Genomic DNA, 17,771 nt, shown 5'->3' with positions numbered 1-17,771 from the left:
CTGGGAGGATCGGCCTGCCTCCATTTCCACCGCTCCACGACGACACGGCCCGCCCAGGGGAGCCGTACGGGCGAGAGGTGGCCAACCGCCCGGGGCCGTGACCCCCTGCTCTACAGATGAGGTCCTTGCCGCCTCGTACACGCAGCGCGTCGTCTCCGCGCCCGCGCCGTACGAGGGGCCAGGCCGTCGCCCCGCGCGGGTGAGGGCCCCTTTGCTCGGCCGTGACAGCTGCCGGCTGGTCCGGAGCGAGTGCACCGCGCCGTTCCACTGCCCGGCGGCACCACCCGGCGTGTCCTCGTCGACTTCAGCGGGCAGTCCTTCGCCGACCTGTAGAAGGAGGCCATCGGCGCGTACACGCGGAAGGGCGGCGCTGCCGCAGGGGCGCAGGAGTCGACAATCTGCCGGGACGTTCGGCGGGTGGATCCGGAGGGCCGGAACATGAGCGGTGGCGCCTGGACCATTGTGGCGGTGGCGGGTGTCACCGCCGCCTACGCACTGGGCTCGCGTCGGCTGTCCTCGACGCCGCTGTCGTCGGCGATCGTGTTCGTCGGCTCCGGGATCCTCCTCGGCCCGGCCGCGCTCGACATCGTCGACCTGGAGCGCGACCCCGCCCCGATCATCGCGCTCCTCGAAACCGCCCTGGCGCTCGTCCTGTTCACCGACGCCATGACCGTCCGCAGACGGGACCTGCAGGCCGGCGGCTTTCTGCCCGGCCGCCTGCTGGGCATCGGGCTGCCGCTGAGCATCGGGGCGGGCTGGCTGCTCGCCTGGCCCCTGCTGCCGGGGCTGACGGTGTGGGAACTCGCACTCGTCGCCGCCATCCTCGCCCCCACCGACGCCGCCCTCGGAAGCACCGCCCTCTCCCATCCACGCGTCCCGGCGCTGGTCCGGCACGGCCTGAACGTCGAAAGCGGCCTGAACGACGGCATGGTCCTGCCCTTCTTCGTCCTGTTCCTGGCGGCCATCCCGGGCACGCACTACGCGGAGGAGGGCGTCGCGGGTGTCTTCTGGCGCGCACTCGTCCTGAGCACCGCGCTGGGTCTCCTGGTCGGCGGCCTCGGCGGCCGGCTGCTGCAATGGTCCCGGGCCAGGGGATGGGTCACGCGGGAGTGGCGACAGGTCTACCTGCTGGCTGTCGCGGTCGCGTCGTACGAACTCGCCGTCGTGACGGACGGCAGCGGCTTCATCGCCGCCTGGGTCGCCGGATTCGCCTTCGGGTTCGCCCTGCGCCGCCACCGGACCGGCCACGAGCGGGAAGACCCGGACCGCACAGCCGAGTTCGCCGAGAACCTCGGAGGGCTCCTCGCGTCGATCAGCCTTCTGGTCTTCGGGGCGGTGCTGCTCGGCCCCGCGCTGGAGCACCTGAGCTGGCGGATCATCCTGTACGCGGTGCTCAGCCTCACCCTCGTCAGGATGCTTCCGGTGGCCCTGTCCCTCGCCGGGAGCGGGCTGCGGCTGCCCACGGTGGCGTACGTCGGGTGGTTCGGGCCGCGCGGCCTCGCCTCCGTCGTGCTGGCGCTGCTCGTGGTGGAGGAGCACGTCCCCGGAGTGCAACTGCTGGGCAGGGTGGTCGCGGTCACCGTAGGCCTCAGCGTCCTCCTGCACGGCATCTCGGCCGTGGCCCTCGCCGAGCGGTACGGCCGCTGGTACGAGAAAACCGCGGCCGCCACCCGCGACCTGCGCGAGGACACACCCGTACCCGAGAGCCCCGTGCGCCGCAGGCTCGGTCCCCTGGACAAACCCGAGACGTGAGGCAGCGCCCCTGAGCCACTGCGCAGCACGGCATTGCGGCGTGGCTCAGCCGTCTCCGTCCAGCAGCCAGCGCAACTCGATCTCAAGCCATTGACTCTCGTGACGCCACGTGTCCAGAGCGGTCACCAACTGGCGGCTCACAGCGCCGGCCGTCAGCGACCGCCACCGGCAGCCCTCGAGAAAATCCACGAGTACCCCGATCCGCACGTCACGGCGGGTCACCGGCGCCCCGCCGGCCACTCCATGTCCGTCGATCGCGGCGAGCGCGAGACAGCTGACCATTTCGGGGGTCAGCCCCCGCCACACGTACGGCCTCAGCGCCTCGCTCACTGCGCGCACCCGCGTGTCGCCCAAGGAAACCGGCCGCACCATCGGAAAACCCCTCCGAAACATCGCAATATTGCGCAGATCGTAAAGGGCACCCCGTCACCAGCTCCAGCACGTCAAGGACCGTGCCCATCTCCCCCGGCCCAGGCACACTCCCCCCGCACCTCAACCACGGCAGACCGGCGCACTCCCGGATCGGCACACAACCAGCCCTGCAACGAACGCAACTCCCCCGCACCCAGCCCGACCCGCACCTCACACCGCAAGCAGACCTCCCCCGCCCGGCGCAACAACCCGACGACAACGCCCAACCGATCAGGAAAACCGCGACAGCACAACACCCCGACAGTCACCAGGCAATACATCCCTGACCAGCAAAAAAGCGCCCGAGCCATTACGCCCAGACGCCACCTACAGCAACCCCGTCCTCATTCAACACACCACACACACCCCCAGCCCACACCCCCACCACCCAACCCGAACCACTCCCCTTCTCAACCAACCATCACCACACCAGGTCAACCCCCACCCCACACACCAACCAACACCCCTTGAGCGTCACGCCTTCCCCGTGCCGAACCCCCCGATCACCGCCGCCACGGGCCGGTCGGCCACCGCCACCCGGCCGCCTTCCCAGGCGCGTTCCTGGTCTGCGCCCTCGCAGACATCCCCGTCGGGCGCGTCCTCAACCGCCGCGGCCCTCGCGCCGAGACGACCACCGGCTCCATCCGAGACCATCGAACTGTGCCGGCGCGGTGGGCCCCACCCCGAGGTGGGGCCCTCTGCGTGGTTCAGCCCGAGGGTCAGTACAGGCCGGTGTAGCCGCTCCAGCCGGTGGCGATGCGTGCCTTCGTGCCGAAGGCGGCGGATGTCGTTCCGTTCCAGCGCCACAGGGCGCCCGCGCTGTCCCGGCCGACGAGGTCGGGGCGACCGTCGCCGGTCAGGTCGCCGGGGACGGCCAGGGCGTTGACGCTGATGCCGCCCGCGATCCGGACCCGGGCGCCGAAGGCGCCCTTGCCGTTGCCGAGCCACCGCCACAGCACACCCGCACGGTCCAGGCCGACCATGTCGCCGATGCCGTCGGCGTTCAGGTCGCCCGCGCCGACCAGCCGGGTGTAGCCGCCCTGGCCCGCGACCAGCCTGACCCGCTCGGCCAGACCGCCCTTGCCGTCGGCGGCGTACCGCCACAGCACACCCGCCTTGTCACGGGCGATCAGGTCGGCGCGGCCGTCGCCGGTGAGGTCGCCGGGGGAGGTCAGCGCGTCGTACTCGCCGAAACCGGTGCCGATCACCCGGCGCGGTGGGGTCTTCGGTGTGAACGCCCTGCCGCAGGTGCCGTCGTGGCGGGTCAGGCGCCCGGCGGAGTCCCGGACGAGGAGGTCGTTGCACGCGTCGCCGCTCAGATCGCCGAACGGCACGAAGACCGACGAGGTGGGCCAGCCGCCGGCCAGGGCCTTGTTCGCGGTGTCGATGGTGCCGCGCCCGGTGCCGGGCTGGATCGCGAGGCGGCCCGCACTGTCGAAGGTGATCAGGTCACCGATGCCGTCCCGACCGAAGTCGTGACGCTCCAGCGACCGGACCGTCAGCAGCCCGTCGTAGATCGGGGTGTCCGTCGTCGCGCCGTTCGCGGCCCGGGCGGTCAGGCTCACCCGGTAGCCGCCAGCGCGGACCAGTGTCCCGTTCTCGGCGCGCCCGTCCCAGTCCGCGGTGAGTTTTCCGTGTGCCGGCCCGCCGGTGACGGTCCGTACTACGGCGCCGCCGGGGGTGGTGACGGTCAGCTTCCAGCCCGTGGTCGGCCTGTTCAGGTGCCAGGTGCCCCCGAAGCCGCCCTGGCGCAGGTCGACGAAGGTGGGCACGGAGGAGTACGTCGCTGTGAGCGGAGAGAGGGTCACCTGCGGCCACTTCACCGTCACGTCACCGGACGCCGTCGAGTAGGCGACCGGACCACCGAACCGGTCCACGTTCCAGAACCGGCCACGCCGGTCGGCCGGACCGTACGGCGGCGACGGCAGCGGACCGAGCTCCTCCGTGCCGGCCCGGTCTGCGGGGACGGCGCCCTTCAGGTAGGTGATCAGCAGCTTGCCGGCGTCGTCATCCTGGGAGACCAGGTAACCGTCGCCCAGCCGGGCGTAGCCCTGCGGTACCTCGTGCTGCGCGTGTCGGTCCAGGTCGTAGACGCCCGCCTCGCCGTTTGGCCCGCAGGACCAGTAGAGGTACCGGTTCACCACCTGTAGATCGGTCGGGAGGCAGGAGGCGATCGCCACGCTCTCCAGCTTCCGCATGGACGGCAGCGAGTACCTCTCGTACACGGTCGCGCCCTGCGGGGCGGTCGCCACCCACAGGGTGTTCCCCCACAGGGCGGCGGCCGGCCAGGAGCCGGTGGCCAGTACCCTGCTCCCGTCGCGCACCTGTAGTTTGCCCTGCCCCTGGGTGATCACCATGTAGGAGCCGGACGCCGCCAGGACGTTCCCCGACACCCCGTCCTCCGGCGGGGGAAGGGTGCCCTCCCCCGTGCCGGTGAACCGCAGGCACAGGCCGTAGCAGGTGGCCCAGTAGGTGTAGTCGGGGTTGTCCACCTGGTACCCGAGGCTGCCCATGTTCTCTCGCGGGGCGGCGGTCAGTGTGCCGTCTGCCGCCTGCGAGATGTCGGTGCCGGTGAGATCGGTGCCGTCGTACGGTCCGGGCGCGTTCGCGCGCTCGGTGCCGAGCAGCACCCGCCCCTGGTCGACGGCGATGCCGCCGGCCTCGTACACCGAGACCGCGGGCAGCGGTGCCACCGGCTCGAAGGCCGGGACCCCGTCCGGGCCCAGGGTGACGTGCTGGACCGCCCAGTGCTCGGCGTCCGTACCGCCCGCGATGGAGAAACCGCCGTCGTCGCCGTCGACGAAGTTGCCGGACGAGGCGGGCAGCAGCGTGCGCGCCGGGCCGCCGGTCACCGGCACCGCGCGGATCGCGTTCTTGCTGTCCTCGTCGGGGTACATCAACCAGTCGCCGATCGCGCGGGCCTTGAGGAGGACGGATCGCGGCAGGTCGATCACGTGCCCGGGGGCCTTTGGACGGCTCCGGTCGATGACATACAGGCGCGAGTTCTGCCATGCCTTGTCGATGGCGTAGAAGAGCACGGTGTCGCCGGCCAGATGGGGGTGTTCCAGGAGGCCGAAGTCGTCGCTCGGCACGTACGTCACCGAGGCGGTGGCGAAGTCGAGCAGCGCGGTGCGCCAGGGGTGGGCGCCGTCGGCCTGCTTGTACCAGAAGGCGGCCCCTCGCGTGTCCGACGCCTCTTCGTACGTCGTCCCGCTGAAGTCGTCCGCCACGCCGGTCACCGGCCGGTCGACCAGCTTTCCGCCGCCCGCCGGCATCTCCAGCAGCCGGAGCGTCCACTTCTCGTCGACCTTGCGGGCGACGACCAGACGGTTCTCGGCGAAGATCCTGGTGGCCCTGTCACCGGCGGGCAGGTAGAACCGGGTCACCTGGTTGGTGGCGTAGCGCCGGATCTCGTACAGGTTCGCCGTCCCCGCGGCTCGTTCCAGTCCGAGGCCGCCGTTGTAGGCGTTCGTCCAGCCGAGACGCCGGAATTCCCTGGTCGAGCCGTCACGGCCTGTCCATGTCGCTGGGGAGCCGCCGTTGTTCATGGTGTCCACGGACAGATACCCGGAGTCGTCCACGGCGACCATGTTCACCTGCCTCGGCACCACCCGGTGCTCGCCGGTCAGCGTGATGGACGGCATGTCCCCGTCGTCCGCCGCGACGGCCGGTCCGGACGCGAACTGCAGCAGCCCGGCCACCATCGCCAGGGCCGCCGCGACCGGCACCGCCCCCGCCCTCGACCGCTTTCCTCTCGGCGCCGTACGCAAAATCGTGCGTCTCAAGCGTCCCACCCCCATGTGGTCTTCGTGCCCGGCTTTCGGCTCGTACCGCTTCGTCAGACGCACGCCGACCCGAGGACGTTGTACGGCGGCAGGGAAACAGACGGGTTCGGCGACGGGAATCCCCGGTTGTCATCCCCTCACCCAGGGCCGACCCTGGTACGGAGGTCCTCGGGCCGACGCCGGCACCGAGGCCTTGGTACGAAGCTCCTTCCCGGAGTTCCTCCGTACCCGGAGCTCCTCTGTACGGAGGTCGCGTCACCATGCCCGCCGACACCCCGTCACCGTCCGCGAAGAACCTGCGCGGCAACCGCGCCGCCCTCACCCACAAGGCCGGCTACGCCCTGCGACACCCCGGCCGGGTCGCCCCCTATCTCCGCCGCGCCGGCCGGGACACCTGGATGCGCCTGCGCCATCCCGACCACGTCGGCTACTACCGGGCCGTGATGGCCTCGGACACCCGGCGCGACCCGGAGGCCGCGGTCGGCAGCCGGAGCCATGACCGCTGGCTGGCGCTCGGCCAGATGCAGTTCGACTACCTCGTCGAGCACGGTCTGCGACCCGGGCACCACATGCTCGACATCGGCTGCGGCAACCTGCGCGGCGGCTGGCGCTTCATCGAGTACCTCGACACCGGCCACTACTACGGCATCGACATCTCGCCGGACATCCTGGTGTCCGCCAAGAAGACCCTCTCGGAGCGCGGTCTCCAGGCGAAGCTGCCGCATCTGACCATCACCGGCGACCTCACCCTGGACTTCCTGCCCAGCGACCACTTCGACGTCGTCCACGCGCACAGCGTCTTCTCCCACTCGCCGCCGGAGGTCATCGAGGAGTGCCTCAGCCATGTCGGCCGGGTGCTGACCGACACCGGGTTCTTCGACTTCACCTTCGACCGCACCGAGGGCACCGAACACCAGGTGCTGCGCGAGGACTTCTACTACCGCACCGGGACTCTCCTCGCCCTGGCCCGCCGGAACGGCCTGGACGCCCGCTTCATGGAGGACTGGGAGAAGCGCCCGCACGGCCAGTCGAAGATACGGGTCAGCCGCGCCGTCGGCTGACGAACACTCGGGCGGGTCGAGCGTCGAGGAGCGTGGGTAGCGGTGACGCCCGTGGTGGCGAGGCCGCACAGGTCACCGGCGTCCCGGCTCGCCTTCACCGGGAGTAAACGTACGCGCCGGCTGGGGACAGGCCCCCGGCGCCCGTTCCGAGCCGTCTGCCTCCGTCGACGGGGGCCCGCGACCGGCGACCGGGGGCTGCGGACCGTGTCCGCCGCCGCCTCACGGCTGTTTCGGTGTCTCCGCGAGTGGCCGCCAGATCTCGGCCGCCAGGTCGATGAGGCGGTCCCGGCGTCTCCGGGAGGCGATCGAGGAGACCGCGCGGGCCGGGGAAAGGCTCCGGGGCTCACGGAACGGTGACCTGCCTGCCGCGATTCGCAGTGAATCGATGGCATTCACCGTAATTCGGGTTTCCGGTACAACCCCAGCCCCCTGCCCGCTGTCTAACGGGTAATCAGAATCAACGATCACCCGCGACAACCCACCCGACAGCCGACTCCCGCGAAGGGGCTGCTTCCGCATGCGCAGGAACAGAAGGATCGCCACCGCCACAACCACCGCCCTCACCCTCACCCTCGCCCTGGGAGCGGCCACGCTCACGGCCCCCGCCCAGGCGGCCACACCGAGCGCCGGCACGCTGCGCCACACGGCAGGCGAGCTCTGGTACAAGGCCGCCGCGGGCCAGACGAACCGGCTGACGGTCTCGATGAAGATCGATGACCGCGACGGCGGAAACGACGTCTACTACCTCCTCACCTTCCGCGACCGCGCCCCCATCACCATCGACAGGAGCGCGGCGGACCGCTACGAGTGCGTGTACCCCTCGCCGACCGACCGCACGGTCGCCCGCTGCGCCGTGCACATCCCGGTGGGTTCCGACGACTCCGACATCTACGACGTCGACCTGGGCGACGGCAACGACACCGCGACGATCGCCGCCAACAACCACGCGTACGCCGCGATCTACGGCGGCAAGGGCAACGACGTGCTGGTGGGCAACGGCTACACCGTGCTCCACGGCCAGGACGGCAGCGACCGCACCGTCGGCGGGGGCGGAGTGTGGGGTCTCGGAGCGCGCGGTGGCGCCGGCAACGACATCCTCACCGGGTGCTCGGTCGCGTGCTACGGCGGCGCCGGCAACGACTCGCTCACCGGCGACACCGACGAGGACGGTGACGAGAACACCCTGTCCGGCGACGACGGCAACGACATCCTGCGCGGAAGGTCCGGCGACGACGTCCTCTACGGCGGCAGGGGCCACGACCGCCTGTACGGCGACCAGGGCAACGACGTCCTGTGGGGCAACAGCGGCAACGACGTCCTGCACGGCGGCCCGGGCAACGACAGGCTCTCGGGCGGCCCGGGAACGGACAAGGTGCACCAGAACTAGGGTCAATGGCGTGACTCCGTTGGTGATCTTCGGGAGTCATCCGGTGGCTGCGGTGCAGAGGGTGTGGAATCGGCTGGATCGTGCGCGTCCTCGGGGGGTCTCGGCGATCCAGTCGGCGGTGCGGGTGAGGTTGCACGCCATGGCGGTGAGTATGTGCTGGACGTGCGCTTTGGCGAGCCCGCAGTAGCGCGCACGCCGTAGGCCGTTGCTCCGGAAAGTCCGGGAGAGGGTCGCCTCGATGCCGGCAAGGATCGCATAGTGGCGCTGCCAGTCTGATCCTGGTCGGCGGCTGGTTCGTCCTGAGCTGCGGGAGCCAGCTGCTGATCGAGGGGCCCAGCCGGTACAGCGAACTGGCCGAGCTGTTGGTCGCCACGTACAGCGGGGTGAGCTTTGCGGGAACGGCGATCCTCGCCGGGTTCTCCCTCTCCTGGATCTTCGGACTGGGGTCCATCGCCGTCGTGGCGCTGGCCGTCGCCGGGGCGAGCGACGCTGCGCACGGGAGCGAGAGAGGCCGTTCAAGCCGATCTGCGACTGCATGTCGCCATGAATATGAAGGAACCGTGACGGGTTCATGTGGGCGCCGGATGCTGGGTCGGGCCCCAGCCCGGGGTCCCGTACTACCGACCGGCACACTCATTCGTCGCGCCTGCCAGAAGGAGTACCCGTGAGGAAGTTTTTCCGCCAGGGCATCGTCGGCCTCTCCATCGCCGCCTCGCTCGCCCTGCTGCCGACAGCCGCCACCCCAGCCCAAGCTGCCCCGTCCGCCATCCCGTCCGGAATGACCTGGACCGTGCTCGCCGAGGGAACCGCTAACGGCACCGTCAGGGTGGGGTCGGACTCCGGGACTGATCCGTACTACGGCGACACCCCGGCCACCGCCACACTGCCGCTGCTCTGCCTGAGGGTCACCGGCAGCGGCGTACCCAGCGGGATCACCCCGGACTTCTACGCGGGCTGGGCTCGCGGCACCGTCGCCGCCACGCCACCAGTCCAGGGCAAAGCGCTGACCAGCCTCTCCGTCGCGAACAGCCTCTGCACCCAGTACTACGGAACCGGCTGGCGCATGGCCGAGTTCCATGACGGCCGCTACGGCAGCAACCTGGAGTCGAGTGGCGGCTGGTCGTTCTGGGCCCACGGCTACCTCCCCGAGAACACACGCTTCTGGACCGCCATCGACGACCAGCCCGCGAACCCCTGGAACTGAGCCTCCGCCCGTCGTCGGTGGTTTCGCCACCATCGAAGACCCACCTGGTCCCGCCCGAGTGACCGCCTTGCAGCAGTTGGGCGTGTCGTCGTCAAGCACACAGTGGTCAGGCCGACCGGGCACCGGTGAAGGCGTACACGCACGCCCAGCCCCTGCCAGTCCACAGTTCCGGGCCGCAGGGTCCCGGGAAGGCGTCGCCGTGACTCCTTCCCGGAAACCCGGGCGCGGACCAACGGGTGCGGCACGACTTCCCCTCGCCGTCGTTGTCCCTCACCTTGTGGTGGAGGTGGCGCATGTACGTGTCGAACTTGGCCGCGATGATCGGGACTTCCTCGGTGTAGTTGTCGGCCTCGATGAACAGCAGCGGCAGCCCTGCTCCAGGGAAGGACGATGTCGGCCCACATCCGACGCCGGGGTTCCTCCACGTGCCTGTCGCCGGAAGGGCAACCTCGGTGGCGTACGAGGTGACGGCGCCGATCCCATCGGACGCGTCAACGCAAGCCCGGGCGGCGACTTCGGCCGGCTCCCCGGCCACCAGGTCCAGGTTCAGGTCAAGGTCCAGCTTCGGGCGGATCACCGCGGTATCCGTCTCGTTGACCGCCATGGCGCTCTTGGAGTCGGCCACCAGCTCCGGTCTCACCGTGCGGAGCTCCAACTCGCCGCCGGCTCCCCATCCGGCGCTGAAGTATCGCCCGTACCAGAGGTGTCGGAGTATGAGGGCACGAGCCGGTGGCCCAGCTCGCGGCGAACCGCAGTATTCGGCACAGTGGTACGGGCGACCAAACGCAGGTCACCCGACTCGTCGTAACGGCCCAACAGGATCGTGAGCGGACTCTTCGGCGAGCCGGTGACCGCGCCGATCACCGCCTCCGACGAAAACGACGCCCTGCGCAGCGGCGGCACCGTTCTTCCACTGCCCAACCGCAGCCCGCCCGCGCCACCCGCGCCGTCCTGAATCCGACACCGCCCCCGGAGGCGTCTGGCGTGCGAAAGGGCGCCCGGCCGTACGTCAGCGATCCCCAGGTCCGTTCGCGTCAGATGCCACATGGCGCGGACCCGCCCGGACACCTCCTTCAGCTCTGCTCGCGCATCGTCCAGGGAATCGCCGGGCTCAGCCGCCCCCGTGTCGAAGCGCTCGGCGATGCGATAGACCAGGTCCAGCCGCGCCGCCACGTCCAGGACGTGGTCCATGATCTCGTCCGGGATGCCCATGAGAGCCCCGGCGTAGGCGTCCCGCACGCTGTAACGGGCCGCCTCCAGCTCGGCACGCTGCTCAGCGGTAGTCGGGCCCCGGCGCAGGGCGTGCACATGGTTGTAGAGCATCGCCCGGTAGCGACGTATCACTTGATGCACCTTGATGTAGCAGGTGCGCCGCGCCTCCAGAGCCTTGCGGTGCTCCTCGATCCGCCGCCCGGCGGCCCGGTGCCGCTCGGCGTACTCCAGCTCCAGGCGCTTGCCTTGGTCGCCCCGCGCTGCGTGAGCACGGCGGAGGCAAGTGGCCAGCGACGCCCACCACGGCCACGCCGAGCGTAGGCACGGAACTGCTCCCGCCCGGTACGACACCCTGGACGCGCCCTGCGGCCCCGAAGTGACCTGGTTCAGACAGCGAATCCTTCGTGCCATGGTCCATTGACCATGCTCAAGGGACGCCCCTTGGCCCTGTAAAAAATCTACGGCGTCCTCACTGCGGTCTTGGCGACGTCCACGAAGCGCGCGAGGGCGTTCCAGAACGGCTCGTATGCATCCTCGAAGCGCTGAGGCGCCGTTCTGTCGCCATCGATGAGCTGCTTGAATGCCCGGAATGGTGGATCTGTGGAGGACTTGAAAGCCTCAGCGGCAACAACAACCTCGTCCGGGCCTTCTAGATCGACGACTCGGACACAGCGTCGCAGGACGGCGTACTCAGCCTGCAGTGAGTGCCGAAGCTCCTCCAACGCAGCGCTGCGTGCTGGGGACGTCGCGATGCCGGCGGTCTCCGAGATCTTCCAGTACAGCGCGCCCATGCGATGCGCTGACTCCATGACGTCGAGGAATGCGGCCCGTTGGGACTCTCGTCGCCGTTCGGCACGCTGGGACTGGGCAGTGAGCTCGGCTTGGACTCGGGCAGCACGGGCCTGGCCCATGCTGCTCACCCAGCTGGCAAAGATCGCCGTCGCCGCCGTAAGGACCCCGACCCAAAGAGTGTCATCGGCCACGCACAGAGCATCCCCTGACTTCGGCGGAACAGTCCGCGTCTCAGGGTGTTGCTCGGCAAGCTGACCTTTGGCGCGCCTACTCGCCCCGGCCCTTCGAGCCCGGGCGGTCGTCGACGGGTCGTGAGCGGTGATCGCGCCAGGCGCCGAGCGCGGCGTCCCGGCCGGCGCCGGGATGCGCGGCGTTCCAGTCGCGCAGGAACCGGTTGAGTTCGAATTGAGGCCCGATGTCCTCGGGGCCACGTCCACGTGTCGTATGCCAGTGACGTACCGCATCGCCAAGCGTTCGCCCTGCGCCGTCGGCGATGAAGGAGCGCATGGCGGCGTCGAAGCGGAACGCGGGACCGATCTCGGTCTGGAAGAAGTCGCGCAGTTGCTGGCTGCACCGCTGTCCTGCGCGGATGACGGTGTCCGCGGTGACCGGTTCGGGCAACAGCGTGCCGACCACACGGCGCACAGGGGCGGCTGGTGGCAGCGTTCTGCCGTCGAGCACCGCGGCCAGGCGGTCCGTCAGCTCCTGCTTGCCACCACGCGTGCCGACACCGATGGAACGGGCGAAGACGAGAAGTTCGTCCTTGAGCCAGTACCAGCGCCGCAGTTCTTCACCGGTGAGGGAAAGGGCCAGGACCGGCCGCTGCTCTGTCATCCGTGCAGTATGCCAACCGCCTCTGACACTGCTCGACGAGCGATAACTCTGCGAATCGCAGCCGGGGCCTCCCCCCGAGAGGAAGTAGCCCTGCGGGCGATGACTCTGCGACACCCCTGGATCGCACCCGAACCGGGCCAGGTCGGTCTCGTCCACATCGGCCCGAATGCCATGCGGCTGGCGGCGGGGCCGCTCGCACAGTTCGAGGTGGCGGGCTTCCCCTCGGACGAGAAGGACCGGGCCGTGGGGACACTCACTGCATACGTTGTCGGGGTCGGCTGACCATGCCCCCCCCGCACGTGAGACGACGGCGCGTCAGGCCCGCAACGGTCCAGCGCGCCGCCGGCGTTTGGTGTGACGCTCCACGGGGCCGATATGGCCGGTGCCCTGCGGCCGGCCCGGCCACGTCCCCGCCATGGTTCATGGCGAGGTGCCGCTGCTGCCTTCGCGGAAGAGCGGCACCTCCTTGACATCGACGTCCATGGGGCACGATGCCAACGTGCGGGATGACGACAACAGCTGGAGACGCTTCAAGAAACACCGATCGGGAAGCGAGCGACCATCACGATCGGAGTGGACGCGGGCAGCGGAGACCGGCTGGCGCTGGGGGGCTTGGTCGAAACCGTGCGCGGAACTCTGTGCCCCGCCTCCCTCGCATTCGGCCTCCTTGCCGGGGTGCGTCCTGCGCGGAGTTTTGCGTCGTGCCCTGAGAGCTGGCCAACCGCAAGGCGTAGGCCTACTGCGGCGAGGCCGCCTCCGCGGTCCGGGCCGGGACGGCGGCCTGTCGCTCGAGCTGGCTGGCACTCCTCGGGGCCGCGGCGCGCGCAGCCGTGGCCGCGCTGCCCGTACGGTCGGCGCGGCCACGGCCCCTGCAGCTCCTCCGGGAGGCGCACGGTGAGCTCGACACCGGCCCCAGGCCGTCCGCGGCCTTCCTGGACGCCTCCGGCATATGGGCCCCGACCGCGGCGTACACCGCTGCGGTCGGGGCCCATATGCCCTCTGCCGCCCAGCAGTTCACAGCCCTGCCCGAACAGACCGCAGCCCGCCTTGTCCGCGGGCCGCGGGCGGGGAGCTGTCGGCGCAGTGCGTGCTGTACGCGGGTGTTGCCGGGCCCTGCGCTAGAAGGTCAGGTTCCAGGCGTCGATCTTGCCTGTGTCGGAGGCGGCGTTGTCGTTGACGCGCAGCTTCCAGGTGCCGTTCGCGACCTCCGAGGAGGCGTTCACCGTGTAGGTCTGGGCGATGTTGTCGGCACTGCCGCCGGCGTGGTTGTGCAGCGGGTAGACGGTGCCGTCCGGCGCCACCAGGTCGACCTTCAGGTCACCGATGTAGGTGTGCTTGATGTCAACACCCACCTTGAGGGTGGCCGGGGCGTTGGCGGTCACGCCGGTGACGGCGATCGGGCTCTCCACGGTCGCGTTGTCGTTGATGGCGAAGTCCGCGAGGTTCTCGAAGTACTTGCCGGGCGGCGGGGTGGTCCCGACGGCCTTGAGTGCGTCGGTCTGTCCCTCGCCGAAGAACGAGTTGTTGGCCGTCGTGCCCGTGCAGCGGCTGTCCGAGGGGCAGGCGATGTCGTTGGCCTGGGCGGCCAGCTTGGCGCGGATCTGCGCCGGGGTGATGCCCGGCTCGGCGCTGGCGATGAGTGCCGCCACGCCGGCCACGTGCGGGGCGGCCATCGAGGTGCCGCTCTTGCTGCCGTAGCCGCCGCCGGGGACGGTGGAGTACACGTTGCTGCCCGGCGCCGCGACGTCGATGACGCCCTGCCCGTAGTTGGAGAACGAGGCCTTGGTGACGCCCGTGCCGTTGGCCGCGACCGTGACCACGCCCGGCAGCTCTGTCGGGATGTCGAGGCAGGCGTTGGTGATGGTGCGGGTGACCGGCGTCGAGTCGTTCGGGCTCGCGGAGTCGGTCGTCTTGTGGGCGAGGTCGTAGTTCTCGTTGCCCGCGGCGGCGATCTGGAGGGAGCCCTTGCCCTCGGCGTACTCCTGGGCGCGCTTGACACCCTCGATGATGGCGGCCTGGTCGATGTTGTCCGGGCAGTTGAACTGCCACGGGTCCGTGTAATAGCTGTTGTTGGTGACCTTGAAGCCGTGGTCACCGGCCCAGACGAAGCCGCAGATGGTGTTCTCGGCGAAGAAGAAGGAGTTGCCCGGCTCAGCGACCCGGACCGCGGAGATCGTCACCCCGGGGGCCACGCCGACGACGCCCTTGCCGTTCTTGGCCGCGGCGATGGTGCCCGCTACGTGGGTGCCGTGCGTGTCGACGTCCCGCCAGGCACCGGCACGGGTGTCGGGCTTGCCGTAGGCGCAGGAGACCGAGTCGGCCGCGTTGAAGTTGGGCGCCAGGTCCTGGTGCTGGTCGTCCACACCGGTGTCCAGGATGCCGACCTTGACCGAGGCGGAGCCCGGGTTCACGGCCCAGGCCTGGTCGGCCTTGATCTGGCTCATGTCGGCCCGGACCGGTTCTCCGGCCGGGGTCGAGGCCTGAGCCGGATTGGCCGGGAGCGCCGGGTTGTAGGCATCGGCCGGGACGTCCGAGGTGCGCGTGGCGCCGACCTGCTGCACGCCGGCGACGCCGCGCATGGTGGCGGCGAATCCGCTGGACGCCGAGTGGGCGACGATCACGCCGATGGCGTCGAAGTTCGAGAAGACGGTGCCGCCGTTGGCCGCGATCGCGGAGCGGACCGCCGAACTGTCACCGGGGGCGGTGATCACGAGGTAGGCACGCGTGCCGGCCACCCAGGTCGCACTCTGGGAAGCCGGCACGGCGGCCGGAGCGTGGGCCTTGGCGGCGGGCGGCACGGTGGAGGGGGCGACGGGGAGCGTGCCCGCGAGGGCGCCCGGGGCGCCGAACGCGAGGGCGGCGCCGAGCGTGGCTGCCAGCACCAGCGTGCGTCTAGGGCGGCTGGATATGTGGGGTATCAATGCGTCCTCCGGAGACGGCCCGGCCGTGCTGAGGGCACCGGCCGGGCCGTACGAAACGAGTGGTGGATGCAAGATGTCAGACGGGGCCTGCTGTACGGAAGTACCTTTCTGTGCCGCGACGTTATAGGGGCATGGCTGAAAAGCTACGCTGGGGGTGCTGGCGCAGTACCGGATGGCCACCACCGAGCAGTGCACCGGGTGATCGCCCCCTCTGTGCGTATCGAGCAGACCCATGGCGGCTGACCCGGCTGCGCGTTGAGGGGCTGGTCGACCGCATCACCCTGCCGCGGGCCGGACGGACCCGGGTGTGGTTCCCCACGGCGTACGGCGTGCAACTCGCCTCCGAGTGGCCCGAGATGCGCGGGCGGCGGCTCTCCAGGACCGTGTCCGATCCGACCGCCGTGCGGCTGAAGGTCGGCCACACGCTGACCGTGACGCGGAGGCCGCGCTCGTCTTCCTCGAGGACGCACGCCGCCGCGGCGATGTGTGCGAGCCGTTGGACTGGATTCCCGAGGTCCACCATCCGATCGGGAGCGGCGAGACCGTCATCCCCGACGCGGTCTGTACTACCGGCGCGGTCCCGTCGACGGTGAGAGCGCGACCGGCGGCACCCGGTACGCAGCAGGGCCCGGACCGCGCGTCGCGGTTCGGGCCCTGCCCCGTGCGGTGCTGCGATGCGGCAGCGGTACGTCAGCTCTGTGCGGTGTCGTCGCCCGCCTGCCCGGCGCCCTCAGCTGCGCCTGTCTTCTCGCGCATCTTGCGCACCAGCTCCGCCTTCTGGTCGGCTGCGCCCTGGCGGTCGAGATTGCGGTGCGGACCGTTGTTCTGCCGCTCGGCGCGGGACAGCTTCTTGCGCTGGCCACCGCCCATGCCCACAGGGTTGTTGATGTTCTTGCTCACGGTCACGGGTTCTCCAGGTAAGGATGCGAAGTGATCTACGGATGTGTCGATGGGGGACGGGCGGCGACATCGAGGGACGTCAGCAGGGGCCCATCACGCTCTCACTCGTAAATCGGCCTCTGGAAGAACATGACAAAGACGTTACCCGGTTCCGTCGGCCCCGCACACCAGCCCTTTTCCCCGCCCCGGCGTCGGCCGGGCCTCGGCGAGCGCCCAGGGGCGCCAGAGAACGCGAACGACCCGCCGTTTCGGGGGAAAACGGCGGGCCGCGCTGACCGCCACGGTGCCACACGCGAGAGCGCGTCGCACGCCGTAGCAGAGAAATCGCAGCCGCCCGGGTTCTGACGCCGGGCAACGAACGGGGCCCGTCCGCTGTACGGACGGGCCCCGTGTATCGAGCGCCGGGCATGCCTTGCACCTGCATTTCCCCGCAGGAAGCGGGGCGTCTTTCCTTGGACCACCAACGCACAACCAGCCACCCCGAGTTACGGCAACCAGCTCAAGATCAAGTTTAGCGTATGCGGCCGGCTCATTGCCCCCAGGAATGCATCAAGCCAGCCCCCTGTCGCCGGACCGGAGTCCCGCGGAAAGGGGGAGCCCCACGTGTCACAGGATCAGCGTGGTGCTTCGGCGCCGCCAGCGTGGCGGACATCGCCGCCCTCCAGCCGGTCAACCGCATGGGTCGCCCCACCGAGGTCGCCGACGCCATCGCCTGGCTCGCCTCCCCGCAGGCATCCTTCGTCACCGGCACCATCCTCAACGTCGACGGCGGCTACAAGGCTCAGTAAGAAGCCGGTTGGCACCTTCACTGGCACACCTCCCGATCCCTACCCCAACGGGGTGAGGCGCGGGCCGTCCGGCAGTACGCATACTCGGTTCCATGAACAAGCACGGGCACCTCGCCGACTTTCTCCAGGCACGCCGTAGCCAACTGCAGCCCCAAGACGTCGGGTTGGAGACCTACGGCGAACGGCGCCGGGTGCCCGGGCTGCGGCGGGAGGAGCTCGCGATGCTCGCAGGCATCAGCGCCCCCTACTACACCCGACTGGAACAGGGCCAGTCGCGCAACGCTTCGCGCGAGGTGCTCGACGCCGTGGCGAGCGCCCTGCGACTGGACGAGTCCGAGCGCGCCCATCTGCACACTCTGGCCCGTGCGCCAAGAAGGTCCAGGACTGCCGGCCGACCACCTGTTGAACGCGTCACCCCGGCAACGAGCGCCTTGCTGGCCGCCATCGAGGGCACACCCGCTGTCGTCGTCGGCCGCCGCAGCGATGTCCTGGCCTGGAACCGGCCGGGACACGGACTGTTCGCGGGTCATCTCGACCCGGACAGTCCCGACGACCCGGGCCGACGGCCGAACATGGCCAGGCTGGTGTTTCTCGACGCGCACACCCGTGACCTGTACACCGACTGGCCCGCCAAGGCCCGGGCCGTGGTGGGAAATCTTCGCCTTACTGGCTCTAACAAAAGCTGTTGATCATGTGACTGGTGGCTTGTCCGCTCGTTGGTTTG

General features: G+C 70.0%; 16 protein-coding genes and 1 pseudogene. 7 read left to right on the top strand and 10 right to left on the bottom strand.

Features of this window, described 5'->3' with window-relative positions; translation table 11 throughout:
* Window positions 1-438: 438 nt before the first annotated feature.
* A complete protein-coding gene (locus tag IEY89_RS38855) occupies window positions 439-1,752 on the top strand; it encodes a cation:proton antiporter (RefSeq protein WP_189152247.1) in 1,314 nt (437 codons plus the stop codon).
* A 45-nt stretch (window positions 1,753-1,797) separates the two neighbouring features.
* Here the strand turns inward: IEY89_RS38855 and IEY89_RS38850 are convergent, their stop codons facing one another.
* From IEY89_RS38850 to IEY89_RS38840, 3 genes are all read right to left on the bottom strand, one after another.
* Window positions 1,798-2,082 (bottom strand): hypothetical protein, encoded by a 285-nt coding sequence (locus IEY89_RS38850; RefSeq protein ID WP_189152246.1) that lies wholly within the window; start codon window positions 2,080-2,082, stop codon window positions 1,798-1,800.
* Between the two features lie 555 nt (window positions 2,083-2,637).
* On the bottom strand, window positions 2,638-2,817 hold the full coding sequence (locus IEY89_RS38845) for a hypothetical protein (RefSeq protein WP_189152245.1): 180 nt from the start codon (window positions 2,815-2,817) through the stop codon (window positions 2,638-2,640).
* Between the two features lie 65 nt (window positions 2,818-2,882).
* On the bottom strand, window positions 2,883-5,948 hold the full coding sequence (locus tag IEY89_RS38840; RefSeq protein WP_189152244.1) for an FG-GAP-like repeat-containing protein: 3,066 nt from the start codon (window positions 5,946-5,948) through the stop codon (window positions 2,883-2,885).
* Between the two features lie 260 nt (window positions 5,949-6,208).
* Between IEY89_RS38840 and IEY89_RS38835 the strand changes: the two genes are divergently transcribed.
* Window positions 6,209-7,009 carry a class I SAM-dependent methyltransferase gene (locus IEY89_RS38835; protein ID WP_189152243.1) on the top strand — a complete coding sequence of 267 codons (801 nt, stop codon included), beginning with the start codon at window positions 6,209-6,211 and terminating at the stop codon, window positions 7,007-7,009.
* A gap of 517 nt (window positions 7,010-7,526) precedes the next feature.
* Complete coding sequence (locus tag IEY89_RS38830; RefSeq protein ID WP_189152242.1) at window positions 7,527-8,396, top strand: calcium-binding protein; 870 nt, start codon at window positions 7,527-7,529, stop codon at window positions 8,394-8,396.
* A 36-nt stretch (window positions 8,397-8,432) separates the two neighbouring features.
* Here IEY89_RS38830 and IEY89_RS42155 read toward each other — a convergent pair whose 3' ends face one another.
* Window positions 8,433-8,933 (bottom strand): transposase, encoded by a 501-nt coding sequence (locus IEY89_RS42155; RefSeq protein WP_373287346.1) that lies wholly within the window; start codon window positions 8,931-8,933, stop codon window positions 8,433-8,435.
* Between the two features lie 127 nt (window positions 8,934-9,060).
* On the opposite strand from IEY89_RS42155, the gene IEY89_RS38820 reads away from it, so the two are divergent.
* Window positions 9,061-9,600: a flagellar hook-length control protein gene (locus IEY89_RS38820; RefSeq protein WP_189152240.1), complete on the top strand. Its 540-nt coding sequence runs from the start codon at window positions 9,061-9,063 to the stop codon at window positions 9,598-9,600.
* A 106-nt stretch (window positions 9,601-9,706) separates the two neighbouring features.
* Here the strand turns inward: IEY89_RS38820 and IEY89_RS38815 are convergent, their stop codons facing one another.
* The 4 genes from IEY89_RS38815 to IEY89_RS38800 form a co-directional block, all read right to left on the bottom strand.
* Entirely contained in the window at window positions 9,707-10,240 is a 534-nt protein-coding gene (locus IEY89_RS38815) for a hypothetical protein (protein ID WP_189152239.1), read from the bottom strand.
* The gene (locus IEY89_RS38810) at window positions 10,237-11,223 is read right to left on the bottom strand and encodes a hypothetical protein (RefSeq protein WP_189152238.1); all 987 of its coding nucleotides are present in this window, start codon (window positions 11,221-11,223) and stop codon (window positions 10,237-10,239) included. Before IEY89_RS38810 ends, IEY89_RS38815 begins: the two co-directional genes overlap by 4 nt.
* Before the next feature lie 47 nt (window positions 11,224-11,270).
* Window positions 11,271-11,795 carry a hypothetical protein gene (locus tag IEY89_RS38805; RefSeq protein ID WP_189152237.1) on the bottom strand — a complete coding sequence of 175 codons (525 nt, stop codon included), beginning with the start codon at window positions 11,793-11,795 and terminating at the stop codon, window positions 11,271-11,273.
* Window positions 11,796-11,871: 76 nt separating this feature from the next.
* A complete protein-coding gene (locus tag IEY89_RS38800; protein ID WP_189152236.1) occupies window positions 11,872-12,438 on the bottom strand; it encodes a DUF6434 domain-containing protein in 567 nt (188 codons plus the stop codon).
* Window positions 12,439-12,537: 99 nt separating this feature from the next.
* Between IEY89_RS38800 and IEY89_RS38795 the strand changes: the two genes are divergently transcribed.
* Window positions 12,538-12,720 carry a hypothetical protein gene (locus IEY89_RS38795; RefSeq protein ID WP_189152235.1) on the top strand — a complete coding sequence of 61 codons (183 nt, stop codon included), beginning with the start codon at window positions 12,538-12,540 and terminating at the stop codon, window positions 12,718-12,720.
* Window positions 12,721-13,556: 836 nt separating this feature from the next.
* Here the strand turns inward: IEY89_RS38795 and IEY89_RS38790 are convergent.
* Both IEY89_RS38790 and IEY89_RS38785 read right to left on the bottom strand, forming a co-directional pair.
* The gene (locus IEY89_RS38790) at window positions 13,557-15,320 is read right to left on the bottom strand and encodes a S8 family peptidase (protein ID WP_189152234.1); all 1,764 of its coding nucleotides are present in this window, start codon (window positions 15,318-15,320) and stop codon (window positions 13,557-13,559) included.
* 729 nt (window positions 15,321-16,049) lie between these two features.
* A complete protein-coding gene (locus tag IEY89_RS38785) occupies window positions 16,050-16,265 on the bottom strand; it encodes a DUF6243 family protein (protein WP_179200783.1) in 216 nt (71 codons plus the stop codon).
* 635 nt (window positions 16,266-16,900) lie between these two features.
* On the opposite strand from IEY89_RS38785, the gene IEY89_RS38780 reads away from it, so the two are divergent.
* Window positions 16,901-17,047: an SDR family oxidoreductase gene (locus IEY89_RS38780; protein WP_229695694.1), complete on the top strand. Its 147-nt coding sequence runs from the start codon at window positions 16,901-16,903 to the stop codon at window positions 17,045-17,047.
* A 92-nt stretch (window positions 17,048-17,139) separates the two neighbouring features.
* Window positions 17,140-17,715 (top strand): annotated as a pseudogene (locus tag IEY89_RS38775) (helix-turn-helix domain-containing protein); the annotation flags it as partial.
* Window positions 17,716-17,771 lie beyond the last annotated feature (56 nt).

The organism is Streptomyces lacrimifluminis, assembly GCF_014646095.1.
GTDB classification, from domain to species: Bacteria; Actinomycetota; Actinomycetes; order Streptomycetales; family Streptomycetaceae; genus Streptomyces; species Streptomyces lacrimifluminis.
This window is presented reverse-complemented; position numbering and strand designations above follow the sequence as displayed.